12 protein-coding genes and 1 riboswitch are annotated in these 16,612 nt (G+C 62.5%); of the genes, 8 read left to right on the top strand and 4 right to left on the bottom strand.

Features of this window, described 5'->3' with window-relative positions; all coding sequences use genetic code 11:
- Positions 1–8 precede the first annotated feature (8 nt).
- From AB6730_RS11450 to pnuC, 8 genes are all read left to right on the top strand, one after another.
- A complete protein-coding gene (locus AB6730_RS11450; protein WP_371023739.1) occupies positions 9–851 on the top strand; it encodes a DUF692 domain-containing protein in 843 nt (280 codons plus the stop codon).
- Positions 848–1,582, top strand: coding sequence for a putative DNA-binding domain-containing protein (locus tag AB6730_RS11445; RefSeq protein WP_371023738.1), 735 nt, complete (start codon positions 848–850; stop codon positions 1,580–1,582). Before AB6730_RS11450 ends, AB6730_RS11445 begins: the two co-directional genes overlap by 4 nt.
- 170 nt (positions 1,583–1,752) lie before the next feature.
- Positions 1,753–7,137: a hypothetical protein gene (locus AB6730_RS11440; RefSeq protein ID WP_371023737.1), complete on the top strand. Its 5,385-nt coding sequence runs from the start codon at positions 1,753–1,755 to the stop codon at positions 7,135–7,137.
- A 14-nt stretch (positions 7,138–7,151) separates the two neighbouring features.
- A complete protein-coding gene (locus tag AB6730_RS11435) occupies positions 7,152–8,150 on the top strand; it encodes an RHS repeat-associated core domain-containing protein (protein WP_371023736.1) in 999 nt (332 codons plus the stop codon).
- Positions 8,147–8,545, top strand: coding sequence for a competence protein ComJ (gene comJ / locus AB6730_RS11430; RefSeq protein WP_371023735.1), 399 nt, complete (start codon positions 8,147–8,149; stop codon positions 8,543–8,545). The genes AB6730_RS11435 and comJ overlap by 4 nt, the downstream gene beginning before the upstream one ends.
- Before the next feature lie 54 nt (positions 8,546–8,599).
- Positions 8,600–9,733, top strand: a complete 1,134-nt coding sequence (locus AB6730_RS11425; protein ID WP_371023734.1) for a phosphotransferase enzyme family protein — start codon at positions 8,600–8,602, stop codon at positions 9,731–9,733.
- 21 nt (positions 9,734–9,754) lie between these two features.
- Positions 9,755–9,851: riboswitch (TPP riboswitch) on the top strand.
- 57 nt (positions 9,852–9,908) lie between these two features.
- Positions 9,909–12,092 (top strand): TonB-dependent siderophore receptor, encoded by a 2,184-nt coding sequence (locus AB6730_RS11420; protein WP_371023733.1) that lies wholly within the window; start codon positions 9,909–9,911, stop codon positions 12,090–12,092.
- Complete coding sequence (pnuC, locus tag AB6730_RS11415) at positions 12,082–12,663, top strand: nicotinamide riboside transporter PnuC (RefSeq protein WP_371023732.1); 582 nt, start codon at positions 12,082–12,084, stop codon at positions 12,661–12,663. Before AB6730_RS11420 ends, pnuC begins: the two co-directional genes overlap by 11 nt.
- A gap of 198 nt (positions 12,664–12,861) precedes the next feature.
- On the opposite strand, the gene AB6730_RS11410 is transcribed toward pnuC, so the two are convergent.
- The 4 genes from AB6730_RS11410 to AB6730_RS11395 all read right to left on the bottom strand — a co-directional run bounded on the left by AB6730_RS11410 (position 12,862) and on the right by AB6730_RS11395 (position 16,611).
- The gene (locus AB6730_RS11410; RefSeq protein WP_371023731.1) at positions 12,862–13,782 is read right to left on the bottom strand and encodes a hypothetical protein; all 921 of its coding nucleotides are present in this window, start codon (positions 13,780–13,782) and stop codon (positions 12,862–12,864) included.
- Between the two features lie 65 nt (positions 13,783–13,847).
- Positions 13,848–14,930 carry a DNA topoisomerase IB gene (locus AB6730_RS11405; RefSeq protein ID WP_371023730.1) on the bottom strand — a complete coding sequence of 361 codons (1,083 nt, stop codon included), beginning with the start codon at positions 14,928–14,930 and terminating at the stop codon, positions 13,848–13,850.
- 48 nt (positions 14,931–14,978) lie between these two features.
- A complete protein-coding gene (locus AB6730_RS11400; RefSeq protein ID WP_371023729.1) occupies positions 14,979–16,148 on the bottom strand; it encodes a class I SAM-dependent rRNA methyltransferase in 1,170 nt (389 codons plus the stop codon).
- A 19-nt stretch (positions 16,149–16,167) separates the two neighbouring features.
- The gene (locus tag AB6730_RS11395; RefSeq protein WP_371023728.1) at positions 16,168–16,611 is read right to left on the bottom strand and encodes a hypothetical protein; all 444 of its coding nucleotides are present in this window, start codon (positions 16,609–16,611) and stop codon (positions 16,168–16,170) included.
- Between the last annotated feature and the right edge of the window lies 1 nt (position 16,612).

Here is a 16,612-nt window from a genome sequence, read left to right as displayed (position 1 = left end):
AGCGTGTCATGTCCCATCCATCGCCGATCCCGTTCCATGGATTCGGACTCGGCTTGCGCATTCCGCACTACACCGATTTCCTGGAGACGCCACAGCCGGTCGATTTTCTCGAGGTGATCTCGGAAAATTTCATGGTCGACGGTGGCAAGCCGCTCGACGTGCTGATGCGCGTTCGCGAGGGCTATCCCGTCGCCCTGCATGGCGTGTCGATGAACATCGGTTCGTCCGACGGCGTCGACATCCCCTATCTGCGCCGCCTGCGTCGACTGGCGGATCGTGTCGAACCGCTATGGGTCTCGGACCATCTGTGCTGGACGGGTATCGACGGCCACAACTCGCACGACCTGCTTCCATTGCCCTATACCGGCGAAGCCCTCGACCTGGTCGCCGCCAACGTCCATGCCGTTCAAGATGCATTGGGGCGTGCCCTGGTCCTCGAGAATCCGTCGACCTATCTCGACTTTCCCGAGACGTCCATGGGCGAGGCTTCCTTCCTCCGCGAACTCTGCGATCGTACCGGTTGTTTCCTTCTCCTGGACGTGAACAACATCTACGTGAGCGCGACGAATCACGGTTTCGATCCAGACGACTGGCTCGAACGTCTTCCGCTGGATCGCGTGCGCCAGGTACACCTCGCCGGCCACAGCCAGGGGCGCGACATGCTCGTGGACACGCATGACGCACCCGTGCCCGATCCTGTATGGGCTTTGTATACGCGTTTCATCGAGCGGCTCGGCGACGTCGCCGTGATGATCGAGCGAGACGACAGCATTCCGCCGCTTCCCGAACTGCTGGCAGAGGTCGCTCACGCACGCGAACTCGCCGATAACGCCCGCCAGCGCGTCGCATGAACTTGCGCGAACGCCAACGCACTTTCGCCTCCGCGCTGTTCTCGCGCACCGTTCCAGAGGATGTCGATCCCCGTGGCATGGCGGTCCACGCCAACAACTACCGAAGCCAGCTCGTGGCGTGCCTGCGCGATTCCTACGAGAAGACCGCGCTCTGGCTGGGCGACGATGTCTTCGATGCGATGGCATCGCGCTACGTCGAACGGCACGTGCCTTCGTCGTGGACACTGGACGCGTATGGCGAATCGTTCATCCCGTTCCTCGAACGAGCCTATCCCGCGGACGACGAAGTCGCCGAGCTTGCATGGCTGGACTGGCATCTTCGCCGCGCGTTCTCGGGTCCGGACGCCGAGACCATCGGAGTAGGCGATCTTGCCGCCGACGATTGGGATCGCGTGGAGATCGACTTCGTGCCGACCTTGCGTTTCCGCCCCATGCGAAGCAACGCCGTCGCCATCTGGCGCGCGATCGCCGACGGCATACCCCCTCCGGCGCCCGTCGCCGTGGAGCAGGGTGTCGGTGCGCGCGTGTGGCGCAACGGCCTGTCGCCCCAGTTCGCCAGCATGACGGCGGACGAGTCCGCATGCCTCGACCTGGCCCTCACCGGAGCCAGCTTCGGCGAACTTTGCGAATACCTCGGCCGTACCCATGACCAGGAACGCACGACGCGCATCGCCGGCGGCTGCCTCGGCGCGTGGACGGCCGAGGGGATGATTCGCGGGCTGCGCCGTTGAGACATCGCTAGCTGATCGGTGCTATCGCAAGAACTTGAAATGTCGTGTCGACCGCGTATGATGCGCGGCCGACACGGCGAGTTCATGGACGATTGTGCGCACCCTTCGTGGTTCCGCACCCTGTGCCATGCGCCATCAAACGCAGTCCGAGCAAAGGGGGTTTGGCGCAGATGGATGTATTGCAGGAGCCGTTGCCGATAGGCCGGCGAGTTAAGGCTTGCTTGGGATATGTGGCCCAGGTTGCATTTCTGGCACTCGGCCTCTTCGTTTTCCGTGCCGCCCTCGCGCAGACGCCGGAGGAGGAGTTCAAGAACCTCATCCGCGTCGACGATTCGGTGCAGCCTCTTGGCGAATCGCCATTCGGAGAACGCCTCAGTCTTTACACCGGCGAACTCTCATTCTTCTACACGGATGTATTCCAGAAGGGCACTGGCCTTCCCATGGCTCTTGGCCGCGAATATAAGGTCGGGGAGCTCTCTGAGCCTTCGATATACCGGCCGAGGGGTTTTGCCGATTGGGGCCTTGCGCTGCCACGTATTATGACCGCCACCCCAGGCAAGTCATGGCAGGGTGGTGATGCATTCGCGCTGAACGATGACCGCTGCAGCCAAGCCTTTGCGCCTCAGCCGGCGAGCAGGTACATCGCTTTCGACAATGATGACTGGTGGGGTGGCCTGCGCCTCGTCGATCAGGCAGGCGGCGTACACGAGGTGTTGCGACGAAACACGGTGAACGGGCTTGCGCCCACGGACCCGAATGGAAATAGCCTCGCAGGCTCGTATATCGACGTGACCACCGATCACTGGCAAATTTCCTGTATCCCTGCGGCCAATACAACAGGCGAAGGCTACCTGGCCGTTTCGCCGGACGGTACACGATATTATTTTAATGTGCTCGCATTCAGCGACACGGGCAAGGGCATCACCAAGGACCTCGATGGCCCCAAGCCGTTCAGCATGACGGTGTACCAAGCCGCCATGCTGGTTTCCCGCATAGAGGATCGCTTCGGCAATTACATCAACTACTCGTACAGCGGTGACCGACTCACTGGCATGCAGGCCAGCGATGGGCGAGCTCTTTCCGTGGAGTGGAGTGGCGACGGAGCCACCATTGCCGCCGTCATCCTCGCGCCCGGTTCGGCAGCTTCACGCCGCTGGACGTTCGGTTATCAGCAGCGGGTGATCTCGTCATTCCGCACGGATACTTACCTAACCTCCGTCACCAACCCCGACGGTTCGACATGGAGCATCGATTTTTCCGGCCTTGCGCTGGCCAAGGTAGGGGCCCGTCAGCCTGGCATCTCTACGTGCGTCATAGGGACTGGCGGCGAGCATGTTCATGCCGACATCTGGGGCCAGCACTTTACGGCGAATCTAACAGGGCCTACCGGCCTCCGAGGCGATTTCGATCTCACTCTGACGAAGCATGGCCGAGCCAATGTGCCACTCACTTGCTACAAGAATGCCAACGGAGTTCCGTTCGATACATGGATTCCGGCTGAATTCTACACGCAATCGCTTGTCCGGCGCACGCAATCTGGTACTGGTGTGAGCCAAGGGTGGTCGTATGACTATGGACCGGCGAACGCCAGCTGGCGCGGTGATTGTACGAACAGCGCTTGCGCCACAAAGACGGTTACCGAGACCTTGCCCGACGGCGGCAGCATCACGCATGTCTATAGCAATGCATGGGGCGAGACGGAAGGACAGGAGAAACAGACATCCGAATTGAAGGATGGCATCGTGCTTCGCCGCGTCAACAATACGTATGCCCCATCGACAGCGGGGCCTTATCCCTCGGCGATCGGCAATATGGTCATGGCTGTCTTGAACACTGACAGGATGACTCGCCTTACCCCGCTGCAACACCGCGATATCCAGCAGGATGGCGACACCTTTTCGACCGATGTGCGATCTTTTGACGAGTTCGCGCAGCCCGTCCGCGTGGCATCGGTGTCGACTGGGACACAGCGCGAATCCCTGGTGGACAACAATCACTTAAACGATAAAGTCAATTGGGTGATCGGCCTGCCTGCCAGTATCGTCGAAAACGCATTGCCGACGCCGCAGGAAATCAGCCGAAACGTCTACGACAACCGCGCTCTGCTGTCGCAGCGCTACACGTTCGGCCGCCTTGTCATGTCATACGCTTTCGATGGCTCCGGACAGCTTGCTAGCTTCACAGATGCTTCAGGCCACGCCACTCAGTTATCTTCGTATCGACTCGGTGTCCCTGGACGAGTGATATATCCGGATGACAAGACGGGCACGCACCCAGTAATCATCGATGTGGATGATCTTAGCCAGATCACGGCCATCACCGATCAGTTGGGTGCACGCACCCAGTACCGTTACGACGCCGCTGGGCGTTTGTCAGGCACCACATATCCGGTCGAGTCGAGTGGTGCGTGGAACGACCGGACGGTGTCGTATTGGATTGCCCCAGATGACCACGGTTTGGCCGGAAGTCACTGGGTGCGCACGGTGCAACAAGGTAGTGCGATGGAATACACGGCTTACGACGCCATGCTCCGGCCAGTGCTCTCCATGTCTGGCGGTGTCGACGGCTCTATAAGAACCACGATGCGTACAGACTACGACTGGAGGGGTCAAAAGACCTTCGAATCAGATCGAGTCGCGGGGGATCGTGTATGGGGTGACGTGTGCGGAAATAGCCCAGTGGCGGCTTGCGCGGGAATCTCCACTAGCTATGATGGAATCGGAAGGCCCACTGGCACCTCACGTCCTTCCGAGTCCAACGTCGCCAAGTTAATTACGACGTCGACCACCTACTTGAGTGGCGCACGCGTGCTCCAGCGTGGACTCAACGGCAAGGCCACCGTTACAACGTACCAGATGTTCGGCGACCCGTCGTACGAAGCCCCAGTACGGGTAGAGGCTCCAGAGTCGATCGTGCAGACTATCGACCGCGATATTTTAGGGGCACCCAACAGCATCAGTCAGGGTGGTGTGACCAGGCTGCTGTTCTACGACGTCAACCACCGCCTCTGCCGTACAGTTGATCCTGAGAGCGGCCATAACGTGATCGCCTACGATGTGGGCGGTAACGTGGCATGGAACTATCGCGGCAACCTCGCGTCGGCTTCTGGTTGTGCCTACGATCAGATAGGTTCTGTGGGACGAACGGTGAACGGCTACGATGAGATGGGCCGGCTGACTTCTGTCATTTACCCGTCAAGTTCGGGTACGGCGACAGCGACCTTTAGCTATGACTTGACTGGAAAGCTGCAGAGCTCGACCAACGGCGAAGTCCAGTGGGTATACGGTTACAACAATCGTGGCTTGATGACGACCGAGCAACTCAGTGTCGATGGGCACAGCTGGCCGCTGCAGTATACCTATGATTTCAACGGCAACCTCGCGAGCACCGTCTATCCTGACGGGAAGATCGTGGCGTATCAGCCTGACTCGCTCGGGCGACCTACCCAAGTGGGAGCGTATGTGGGTGGCGTCATTTACTTGCCCAATGGCGTCGTGGCCGGCTACACGATGGCGAACGGTGCAGCCTACACTGCGGATGTGAATATACGCGGGCTATTGGGCGGCTATTCATACGGAACTGCTGCGAACATTGTCGTGAGTCAGCGCTATTCGTATGACGACGCGGGTAACATCATCCGCCAGGACGACGTGCTTGGACAGCGTACCAAGGTATTCTCGTATGACGAAGTAAACCGCCTCCTCGAAGCGGATGCGCCGGGACTTTGGGGTATTGAGAAGTACGCCTACGATGGCATCAACAATGTCGTCCAGGTGACCCGGGGGGAGGCGACGGATGTTTACCACTACAATGGATTGAACCAACTCACGTCAGTCGACACCGACGGCGTGAGCATGCATGTCTTCACATATGATGACCGTGGCAACATGATCATTCGTGATGGAAAGACGTTGCGGTTTGATCTGGCGGATCGGTTAGCTCAGTACGACGGTTCGGCATCGTACCTTTATGACGCGAGTGGCCGGCGCGTGCGCAAGATGGCGGGCGGGGCGACTACATACTACGCTTACGGTAACAGCGGCAAGCTGCTGTTTGAGTTCGACGCAGCGACGACTGACGGTACCGATTATCTGTACCTGGGTGGCAAGCTCATTGCGAGCACGCGCAGCCCGATGTCGCGTGTCATCGGATGGCTGGACGGCATCACTACCGGCGATGATGCCGTTCTCACAGGCTGGACATGCTCGGATGGTCTGCCCCAGTCCCTTGACGTGCATGTATACGTGTTTGATACAAGCGGAAAAGCGACGTTCGTCACATCCGGTAAGGCCAGCTTGGCGAGCGGTACGGACATCGCGGAGCAATGCCATACCACGGGTTCCAATTATCGCTTCAGCATCCCTCTGACGGATGAGCAGCGGTTGACGTACGCGAACATGAGTATTCGCACCTATGGTATCTCGCCGGTTGGTGCCGACAACGTCCAACTCTCGGTGAATAGCGACTTGAAGGTGCCACCCTCGACGAGGGTACCGAATGCCTCGGCGCCAGCCAGTAGCAATAACGGTGCTTACGCCGTAACTTGGACTGCAGTCGCTGGCGCCTCGACTTATCGGTTGCAGGAACGGGTGAATGGTGGCGCGTGGCAGACCGTGGCTACGGTCACGGGCACGTCGTGGAGCACGTCCGGTAAAGCGAACGGCACATATGCCTATCAAGTCGCGGCTTGTGTCACGAGTTGCGGAAACTTTGGTGCTCTCGCATCTACCATGGTCCTTCTTCCTCCCACTGCGCCCACCTCAGTGAGTGTTCCGCGTTCGGCCAATGGTGCATTTACCGTGTCGTGGGCGGCTAGCCCCACGGCGACCTCGTATGACCTGTATCGTGAACTCAATGGCTCCGCGGCGGAGGCGATCTGGTCGGGCTCGGCGACCAGCGTCCCGTTCATGCCGCCGTCATCGGGCGCGTACCGCTTCCGCGTGGCAGCAAAGAACGATAGTGGCGCGAGCGCCGTAAGCTCGGCCTTTGGCGATACTCAGGTCACGCTGCCGCCGAATTCCGCGCCGGTACTCAGTGGCCCGGGTTCGAGCAATACAGGTAGCTACGGCCTGAACTGGTCTGCCGTCGCGGCCGCGACTAGTTATAACTTGCAGGAGCAGGTAAATGGCGGCGGTTGGACGCTGGTCAGTCAAACGACGGGCACGTCCTGGTCGACTGGCGGCCGCGGTGGCGCGGCCTATGCATATCAAGTACAGGCCTGTAACGGCGGGGGGTGTTCGGGCTGGAGCAATGTCGCGGCGGTGGTGGTAGCCCTCATTCCCGGTATTCCATCAGTGAGCAGCACGATGAGGGCGTCGGGCAAGTACATTCGCCTGACCATCCAATGGGGCGCAGTGTCGAATGCGACCTGGTATGAATCGAATGATGCGTTCCAGAATACGAGTAGCTGGCCGAACGGCACGATCACCAACCGCGGGATGGCTCTCTCGTATGATGCCGACTCCGCGCCTCTGCTAGAACCGGAGTTCTACAGTAAGCATCGCGTTCGTGCATGTAACTCGAGTGGTTGTTCCGATTGGAGTGTATGGCAGTGATTAGGGAGCTATTCATGGAATTGCCATCGACACGTTGGCCCGCACTGCATGGACTCGCTATCAGGCTATTCGTTGGCTTGCTGGCTCTTATCGGCCATGCAGCATCGTCCGACGCGACGGAAGCAGTTACGTACTATTACTCGGATCCCCAAGGCACGGTGTTAGCAAAAGCTGACGGTAGCGGAAACGTAATCGCTCGCTCAGATTATCGCCCGTTCGGGGAGGTGGCCTCTGGTATTTCTGAGGCTGGACCGGGATTTGCCGCGCATATGGCCGACTCGGATTCCGGCCTGATCTATATGCAGGCTCGTTACTACGACCCATTGATTGCGCGGTTCTTGAGCACGGATCCTGTAGCCGTTGGCGATGGGGACACCATCGGGTTCGGGCGCTACTTATATGCCGCAAACAATCCCATCCTCAATATCGATCCAGACGGTAGGCAATCGTGTGTCGCGGAAGGATGTACGGTCGGACCGACGCAATACAATTTTTTCAGGGACAACCCGCTGGGAGCCATCATTGGGCACACGATTGGCGACCCCATCGCGTTGGCTCGCTCAGATAACTTCAATCCCTTGACCTCGAACCGTCTTTGGGGAGCGGAAATCCAGGATGCGAAGCTGGGCGTCCTGACCTTGTTCATGCCTGCGTCGAAACCGGAGAAAATTGCAGGGGACGTAGCAAAGGAGGTGGTGCTTACGCTGTCGCAGCATGGCGAAGCTGCGCAACACGCTGCTGCAGCCATTGCCAAAGGATATCCTGATGTGTTGACGATTAACCGCGTTGGCGCAACTGCTAACCGTAGGGCAGCAACGGGGGGGTACGCAAAGGTTACTGGGAAGGAACTTGACGAGTATCCGCCTGCGATGTTCAAGGAAGGGGGGCGAGGTGCGAGCGTTCAGGCGATCAATCTTCGAGACAATCGAGCCGCTGGCGCGTGTGTTGGTAACATGTGTCGCGGCTTACCAGACGGGACGCAGATCCGTATTAAGGTTGACTTAAATCAATGAATACTTCGTTCGTAATCAATGTTTCGTACTCCCAGATCGCGGTCTTCTCTCCCGATCTGGAAAACCCATTCAATGACTGGACCGATCGTGACGTTGAGGTAGGATACGCTTGGCGACCCGAAAGCGTTTCGTTTGCTACGGACGAGGATGATGACCACGAGGTACGAATAGTCATCGGGTCGAGCTTGCCGGAGCGTAACGAATTAGCGATACGCTCATGTGAGGTTCCGCTCCGAGTGAGCAGCATCAACGAAGTCGAGGTCGCCAGCATTGCCGATTCGAAGCTGTTTGACTTGGCCGAAGGCGATTACACCGTTCGTTTCGAGCTGATCCCCGTGCAGACAAACGAAATGCCTGTCGTTATCCTGTCTTTCTGTCCCCGAACCGAGGATTGATACATCGATAGACATCTGCGGGCTGCGCCGTTGAGACATCGCTACACTGTGGCAATGATCGATGACGCGCATCTCGCCCACGGCCTTGCCGGTGACCACCTCGAGCCCGACTGGCCGCCATTGACGGTGGACGAGGTCGCCGACGTCGTGGCCCGCGTACCGGCGCTCGGCTCATTGCTCTCCATCGACTGGCGTAGCCCCCGGCCGCTCTCCGCGGCTGCGCTGGCGACGACATCATCAGGCCGGGTATTCGTGAAACGGCATCACCGGAGCGTGCGTGACGCGCAAGCGCTGGCCGAGGAACACCGCTTCGCCGGTTTCCTGCGGACGCACGGCATACCTGTGCCGCGCATTCTCCGCGATGGTTCGGGCGAGTCCGTGTTCATCGAGGGTGATTGGGTCTTCGAATTGCACGAGCCCGCACGCGGTGTGGATGCCTACCGCGACGCGTTCTCGTGGTCGCCGATCGGCGGTGTGCGGCACGCCCGTGCCGCTGGCGCCATGCTCGCGCGTCTGCATGCCGCGGCGGAGGACTTCCACGCGCCGCAGCGCGGCACGCATATTCTTATCGCGCGCGCGGAGATCGTTGCCTCGCCGGACCCGCTCGCGGTGATCGCATCACAGTTGCACGGACGACCCGCGCTGGCCGCTTATCTCGGCGATCGCGACTGGCGGGGAGAGATCGGCGCGGCGATCGCGCCGTGGCACGCCCGGGTGGCTTCCGTATTGGCGACGCAGCCGCCTCTCTGGACACACGGGGACTGGCATGTTTCCAACCTCTGCTGGAGTGGGTTGGACGACGGTGCGGACATCACCGATGTGCTGGATTTCGGCTTGTCGGCCGTGACCTTCGCTTTGTTCGACCTCGCGACCGCCATCGAGCGCAACGCGATCGCGTGGCTCGACATCGAGCGAGGCGATATCGCCCGTCACGACCTCGCACTGGCCATCGTCGAGGGGTACCGCTCCGTCAGGCCATTGGACACGGCCCAACTCCACATCCTGGCGAACCTCCTGCCCATCGTCCACCTGGATTTCGCCCTGTCCGAGGTGGAGTATTTCGAGGGCATCACCCGTCGCCGCGACCACGCCGACGTGGCCTACCACACCTTCCTGCGTGGTCACGCCGCCTGGTTCTCCGGCCTGCACGGACAGGCCCTGCTCACGGCCATTCGCGGCATCGCCTGACGTTTCGTGGTTCAATAGGCGTTCTAGAAGCGGGGGTGCCCGGCGAATGCCGGGCTGAGAGAGTCCCTTGGAACCTGACCCGGTTAATACCGGCGTAGGGAGCTTGCAGAGCCACGGAATCCCCACGGGGTGACCTGGTTCGCCGTCGCTTCGTCCGTGAACCCCGAAGACGACGATGACCCTCACCCGTACCCCGCTCGCCCTGGCCCTGCTTTCCCTTGTCACCGTGGCACACGCCACGGACGATGCCGCGTCGCAACCGCAGCAGGCGCGCACGCTGCCCGCCGTGGACGTCCACGCGACCACCGCCAGTGGATACCGCGCCGCCGATTCCCAACTCGATACCTTCGGCAGCTTCGGCAGTGCGCCGTTGCACGACACGCCGGCGGCGATCACCGTCATCACCCGGGCGCAGATCGACGACCGCCAGCCGCGTTCGCTGAGCGAGCTGGTGCGCGGCGACGCCGCGATCAACGACAACTACGCGCCGGCGGGCTACTACCAGGATGTCTCGATACGTGGTTTTCCGCTGGACCTCGCCACCGGGTTCCGCTTCAACGGCATGATCATGTCCGCGGAACAGCTGCTGGCCCTCGAAGGCAAGGACCGCGTCGAAGTGTTGAAGGGCCTGGGCGGACTCGAGGCCGGCGTGGTCGAGCCGGGTGGCCTGGTCAACTACGTGAGCAAGCGCCCGGCGGACGTTCATACGGTCACCGTCGGTACCGATTCGCACGGCTCCAACTACGAGGCGCTGGACCTCGGTACGTGGTTTTCACCATCGTTCGGCGTGCGCGTGAACGCGGCGAACGAGAAGACGCACTCGTACATCGAGCATGCCGATGGCCGTCGCAGCTTCGTCTCGATCGCCGCCGACTGGAAGATCACGGACAAGGCTACGGTGCTGCTGGATACCGATTACCAGACCAGCGGCCAGCGTTCCGCCTCGGGCTACCAGTTGCTGGGTGGCACGAACCTCCCGGCGCATCCGAGCCGCACGGAGCTGCTCGGCTACCAGTCCTGGCAGCGTCCGGTCGGCATCCATTCGAGCAACACCTCGTTGCGTTTCAACTATCGCTTCGACGACAACTGGAATGCGCAGGTGTCGGCGGGCCACAGCCATACCGTGATCGACGACAACGTCGCTTTCGCCTACGGCTGCTTCTATGCGGCATCGTGCGCTTCAGGCGCTACACCTGGCTATTTCTTCGCGCCCAACGGCGATTACGACGTCTACGACTACCGCAGCCCGGACGACACACGGCAGAACGACGAGTTGCGTGGCGTGCTCACCGGCACGTTCGCGACCGGCGCACTCGATCATGAGGTCAACCTCGGCGCCTCGGCATTTCGCCGAACGGTCGACCAGCGTCCCTATGTCTACGATTACGTGGGCACCGCCAATATCGACGACCCGGTCGTGCCCGCTTTCGACCCGTCGCCGAACCAGCCCGGGCCCTCCGCACGGCGCCTTACGAGCTGGCAGCGCACGTTGTTCGCCATCGACCGCGTCCATCTCGGCGAGGCATGGCAGGTGCTCGCGGGTGCGCGTTTCGTTCGCTTGAACGAGCGTGCATACGACGACACCGGGGCGCTCGAACGCACGACGCGGATGACCAAGACGTTGCCGCAGGCGGCGGTCCTCTGGCAGCCGAACGCGCCACTCACGACCTACGTCAGTTATGGCGAAGGCCTGTCGCTCGGTCGCGAGGCGCCCTATTGGACGTCGAATGGCGGCACGACGCTCGCGCCATTGCACTCGCGCCAGGTCGAGGCCGGCGTGAAGTACGCGGTCAACGATGCGCTCGACTTGCAGGCGGCGATCTACCGCATTCGCCAGTCGTACCAATTCGCGCGTCCCGACGATACGGCGGAAGGCTTTACCTTCGTGCAGCAGGGCCAGGAGGTGCACACGGGCCTGGAACTCAACGCGGCCGGCCGCATCACCGACAACCTGCGCCTGACCGCCAGCGCGAACATCATCCGTGCCCGCGCCGAGAACACGGGCACGCCGGCCTACGAGGATCACCAGGTGGTGAACGTGCCGCGTTGGCGAACGGCCGTCTACGCCGACTACAGCCTCCCGTTCGCACCGGGACTCGCGATCCTCGGTGGCTGGCGCTACGCAGGCACCAACGTCGCCACGCCGGATGGCGCCACTCGCGTACCCGCCTACCACGTGTTCGATGCGGGGCTCCGCTTCGCCACGAGCATCCGCGGCCACGCGACGACGCTGCGGCTCAACGTCGACAACGTCTTCAATCACTTCTACTGGCGCGACACCGGCACGTCGGGGGGCGACAGCTATCTCTTCCCCGGGATGCCGCGGCTGGCCCGCCTGTCGATGACTTATGAACTTTGAGCTATCCCTCTTCGAACTGTTCGCCGCGCTGGTCAGCGCGGCGGGTGTATGGCTGACCGCCCGGCGCAGTCCCTGGTGCTGGCCCGTGGGATTCGTATCGGTCGCCGCGTATGCGTGGATCTTCGTCGACGCGAAGCTCTACTCCGATACGCTGCTGCAAGCGGTCTTCGCGGTGCTGATCCTCTATGGCTGGCACCGCTGGCTGCGCAACCTCGATGGCAGCGGCCATGTCCGGGTGGCGACCTTGCCGCCCCGAGACGCGCTGCTACACCTGGCGGTTGGCACGGCGGCGGCACTGGCATTGGGTTACGCGATGCACCGCTACACCGATGCCTCGCTGCCCTGGTTGGACGCGGCACTGACCGCCTTCAGCCTCGTTGCCCAGTGGTGGCAGGCAAGGCGCCACGCGGCGGCATGGTGGCTGTGGATCGCGGTGGACGTGATCTACGTGGGCGAGTACGCCTATAAGTCCTTGCCGATCACGGCGGTGCTCTACGCCGGATTCGTCGTTCTCGCCGCGATCGGCCTGCGCGCATGGCGTCAAGGCGATCCGTCACCTCAAGGGACGTGAGGGCGCCGCCTGCGACGGCGTAGGTGCAATTGGTGAAGATTTTCAGAAAACTTCTATGTGCCACGCCAGCGCGATCCCTCATCATGCATCGGTCGCCGCAGGTCGGAACGGCTGGCTCAAGGACTTGAGCCCTGTACTGGCCAGTGAACGGCAACGGCCGGGGCGTGGGACGCGCCCCGGCCGTTCTTCGCCTGCCCGCTATGGCTTGGCGGAGGCGCCCCAATCGTCGGGTCCGAAGCTGAGGTGAAGCACTGCCTTCGTGTCGTCCTGTAGGGGCGGGTTGTAATCCAGCGTCGTGCAACCGGTGGCTAGCTGTCGCTTGGCCGCCAGGGTCATGGCTTTCGCCATCTGGCCGGCATAGGCCTGCGTGCCCTTGTGATCTCCCCTGATCGCCACGCGGTAGCCATCCGCGCTGACGCCATCCTGGAAATCGGGCGGGGGCGACTGCCCGGGCGCCAGGGAAACCACATCCATCCGCTTTCCGCAGGTGCCCACGCTGACGATGTCCACGCTGCCCAGCAGGCTGCCGATGAATCGATCCGCGCTATCCACCAGGGAGTCCACGGCATCCACCGTCGTGGTGAGGCGGATCTTCACGAAGTACATCTTCCGATAGAAGAGGTAGGTGCGCGAGGTGAGCATGTCCTGCTGCGCGTCGAACACGATCGGAAGGAAACGGCCTTCCAGCTTCTTGCCCCCCGGGAGGCGCGCCGTATACGCCGCCTCGTCTCCCCACCACACGTTCCGGTAGATCTGCTGGCGCTCGGCATAGGCCACCGACTCGCGAAAGTCCTCGGTGGCCCGGCGCAGCATCGTGGCTTCGTCACCTTCACCCGCCGGATAGATGAATACGTCGGCGATGATCCAGTCGGCCTTGTCGATGTGATAGCGCAATGAGACACCGGCGGCGATGTCGCCCTCGTCCGCATAGTTCTTCACGGCCGCGAGGGTCGCATCGGCCAATCGCTTGGGCGCGATGATCCAGGTGTCGTCGATGACACCACGATGGCTCCCCGCATCGGGCACCGCGAAAGGCGGGCTGGCCGGCGCCTCCTGCGCACCGCTGCCCATGCTGGCCATCAGGCCGATCACTACGGGAATCACCTTCCACCGCGACATCGTCACAACAACCCCTGGATAATCGAACGCGAACCCCGTGCGCGCACTATAGCCATCCGTTCGCCTCAACGGGAGCGGTTCGCGGCACGAAGCCGCCGACGCAGAAAAGCGAGGGTCAAGGCTTCCAATTTTCGAGGAAAACGCAGCGCCGCTTCGGGAACGCGGCGGTGCAGTTCGCCCTCCCGCCAGCCGGAGAAAACCTCCGGGTGGATGTACGACGCGCGGCACACCGCCGGTGTGTTACCTAGTACGGTCGCGACCTGCTTGACCGCGCTCGCGAGGATCGCCTTCAGCGCGCGATCCCCGCCATCGACGGGAAGCGTGGTCGCGCCGAGCACGGCCACGGCTTGCACGGTACCGCCCCAGGTGCGGAAATCCTTCGCGGTGAATTCGCCACCCATGACCTCGCGCAGGTAGTCGTTCACCATGCCTGAATCCACCGGCTGGCAATGGCCCTCGTCGTCCACGTACTGGAACAGGCGCTGCCCGGGCAGTTCCTGTACGCGCCGCACGACCTTCACCAGGCGGCGGTCGTCGAGGTCGACGTCACGCCAGAGCCCGCTCTTGCCACGGAAATGGAACGTGATGCGGCCCCTGCGCACGGCGACGTGGCGCGAGCGCAGCGTGGTCAGCCCGTACGAGTTGTTCTGCTTCGCGTAGCTGTCGTTGCCCACGCGGATCATCGTTTCCTCGAGCAGGCTCACGACCAGGGCGAGCACCTTGTCGCGCGGCAGGCCGGGCAGGGCGAGGTCCTTGCGTAACCGCCGACGCAACTTCGGCAAGGCCTCGCCGAATTCCAGGATACGCTCGAACTTTCCGCGGTCCCGCACGTTTCGCCAGCGTGGGTGGTAGCGGTACTGCTTGCGGCCGCGCGCATCACGCCCGGTGGCTTGCAGGTGACCGCGTTCGTTCGTGCAGATCCATACGCTCGTGTAGGCGGGGGGGATGGCGAGCGAGCGGATGCGCTGGAGTGTCGATGGTTCGGTGACCGGCTTGCCCTCGGCATCCAGGTATCGGAACGAGCGGCCCCGCTTGCAGCGGGTGATGCCTGGATCGGTATCGCACACATAAACGAGGCCCGCCGCTTTCGCGTGGGCCCGTTCGACATCTGCCACCACGAGGGCGTCGGCCGGAGGTTTCCTGGACATGGCCGGCACTATGTTCCGGCGGCCGATCAAGGCCGGGTGAACGACCCGTCAGCCGACGCGGCAGAACACCGCCTTGAGGTAGCGGTTCTCCGGCACGTTGCTCGCCACGGGATGGTCCGGGCCGGCGCCGGCGACGTGCAGCACCTGGATGTCACGGCCGGCGTTCAACGCCACGCGACGGATCATCTCGAGGAAGTCGTCCTCGCCCACCAGTCCCGTGCAGGAGCAGGTGAGCAGGATGCCGCCGGGTGCCAGTACGTCCAGCGCCGTGCGATTCATCGCGAAGTACTTCTTCAACGCGTTGACGACCTGGTTGCGGTCACGGGTGAGCTTGGGTGGATCGAGGACGATGGCGTCCCAGGTGTCGCCACGGGCGATCGCCGCGCGCAGCCATTCGAAGACGTCGCCCTGCTCGAAGCGAGCCTCGACGCCATTCATGCGTGCGTTCTCGCGAGCCACCTCGAGGATGGCGGCATCGGCGTCCACGCCCGTCGCTTCCAGGGCGCCGGCCTTCATCGCATGCACCGCGAAGCCCCCCGCGTTGCAGCACAGGTCGAGCACGCGGCGGCCGCGTGCAAGCCCGGCGAAGCGGCGGCGGTTGTCGCGCTGGTCGGCGAAGAAGCCCGTCTTGTGGCCCAGGCCAGGAGCGGCGTGGAAGGCCAGTCCGTGTTCGTGCACGTCCACGGCCGACGGCGCGTCGTTCGAACGCACGTCGAAGGATTCCTGGCGTTGCACGTGCTGTTCGGCGAACCAATACAACGACGACCCGGGGAAGTGACGCAGCAGCTCGGCGTGGATCGTTTCACGGAAGCGCCACATGCCGGCGGCGAAGTACTCGACCACGAGATGGCCGGCGTAGCGGTCCACCACCAGGCCGGACAGCCCGTCGCCCTCGCTGTGCACGACGCGCCAGGCGTCGCTCACCTCGTCCAGCCGAAGCAGTTCGCGGCGCAGTTCCACGGCGCGGGCGATACGGGCCGCGATCCAGCCCTCGTCGATGGCCTGGTCCGGGTCCGTGGTCAGGAGGCGCAGGGCGACGCGCGCATGACCGTTCCAGAAGCCACGGCCGACGAAGCGTCCCTTGGAGTCCAGCACGTCCACCACGCTGCCCGGTGGCAGGCGTTCGTCGGGTTTGACGATCTGCGCCGACCAGACCCAGGGGTGGCCGGGGACCCGGTCGGATTTGAGGCGAATGCTGGGGACGGCGGGATTGTTCATCGGTGAATGATACCGGGGCTCAGCGGCCGAAGCGCAGGACGAGCCAGGAAACCAGGGCGAGCAGGTTGATGCCGATGTGCGCGGCCGAGGGCCCGGCGATGGCCAGCAGCCATCCATGTTCGGCGATGGCCCAGTCGAAACCGAGGCGCGGCGAGCGCTGCAGCGTCATCGACAGGTTGGCGAAGGCGCCGCTGGAGAGGGCATAGCTGAAGAAGGGCGTGGCCAGCAGCGGGGCCTGGAGGAACTGCGCCCAGATCGACATCGACGTGCCGCGGCTGTCATTGCTCGCCAGGAGCACGCCGGCAACGAGGATGAAACCGAACAGCAGCACGCCGAGGACGGCCACGATCGCGTCCATCCCGACCACCCGCGCACCCAACAGCCGGTCGAACTGATGGACGAGGCCGAAGAGTCCACCGGCGATCTCGAAGACCGCGATGATACGAACGAAAAAGGAATGCATT

The sequence above is a fragment of the Luteibacter sp. RCC_6_2 genome, from assembly GCF_041360655.1.
In the GTDB taxonomy this organism is placed as follows: domain Bacteria; phylum Pseudomonadota; class Gammaproteobacteria; order Xanthomonadales; family Rhodanobacteraceae; genus Luteibacter.
This window is presented reverse-complemented; position numbering and strand designations above follow the sequence as displayed.

Bases quoted from the DNA above. Each gene is read 5' to 3' on its own strand.
- AB6730_RS11450 (WP_371023739.1), top strand. From the start codon at position 9: ATGTCCCATCCATCGCCGATCCCGTTCCATGGATTCGGACTCGGCTTG.
- AB6730_RS11445 (WP_371023738.1), top strand. From the start codon at position 848: ATGAACTTGCGCGAACGCCAACGCACTTTCGCCTCCGCGCTGTTCTCG.
- AB6730_RS11440 (WP_371023737.1), top strand. From the start codon at position 1,753: ATGGATGTATTGCAGGAGCCGTTGCCGATAGGCCGGCGAGTTAAGGCT.
- AB6730_RS11435 (WP_371023736.1), top strand. From the start codon at position 7,152: ATGGAATTGCCATCGACACGTTGGCCCGCACTGCATGGACTCGCTATC.
- comJ (WP_371023735.1), top strand. From the start codon at position 8,147: ATGAATACTTCGTTCGTAATCAATGTTTCGTACTCCCAGATCGCGGTC.
- AB6730_RS11425 (WP_371023734.1), top strand. From the start codon at position 8,600: ATGATCGATGACGCGCATCTCGCCCACGGCCTTGCCGGTGACCACCTC.
- AB6730_RS11420 (WP_371023733.1), top strand. From the start codon at position 9,909: ATGACCCTCACCCGTACCCCGCTCGCCCTGGCCCTGCTTTCCCTTGTC.
- pnuC (WP_371023732.1), top strand. From the start codon at position 12,082: ATGAACTTTGAGCTATCCCTCTTCGAACTGTTCGCCGCGCTGGTCAGC.
- AB6730_RS11410 (WP_371023731.1), bottom strand. From the start codon at position 13,782: ATGTCGCGGTGGAAGGTGATTCCCGTAGTGATCGGCCTGATGGCCAGC.
- AB6730_RS11405 (WP_371023730.1), bottom strand. From the start codon at position 14,930: ATGTCCAGGAAACCTCCGGCCGACGCCCTCGTGGTGGCAGATGTCGAA.
- AB6730_RS11400 (WP_371023729.1), bottom strand. From the start codon at position 16,148: ATGAACAATCCCGCCGTCCCCAGCATTCGCCTCAAATCCGACCGGGTC.
- AB6730_RS11395 (WP_371023728.1), bottom strand. From the start codon at position 16,611: ATGCATTCCTTTTTCGTTCGTATCATCGCGGTCTTCGAGATCGCCGGT.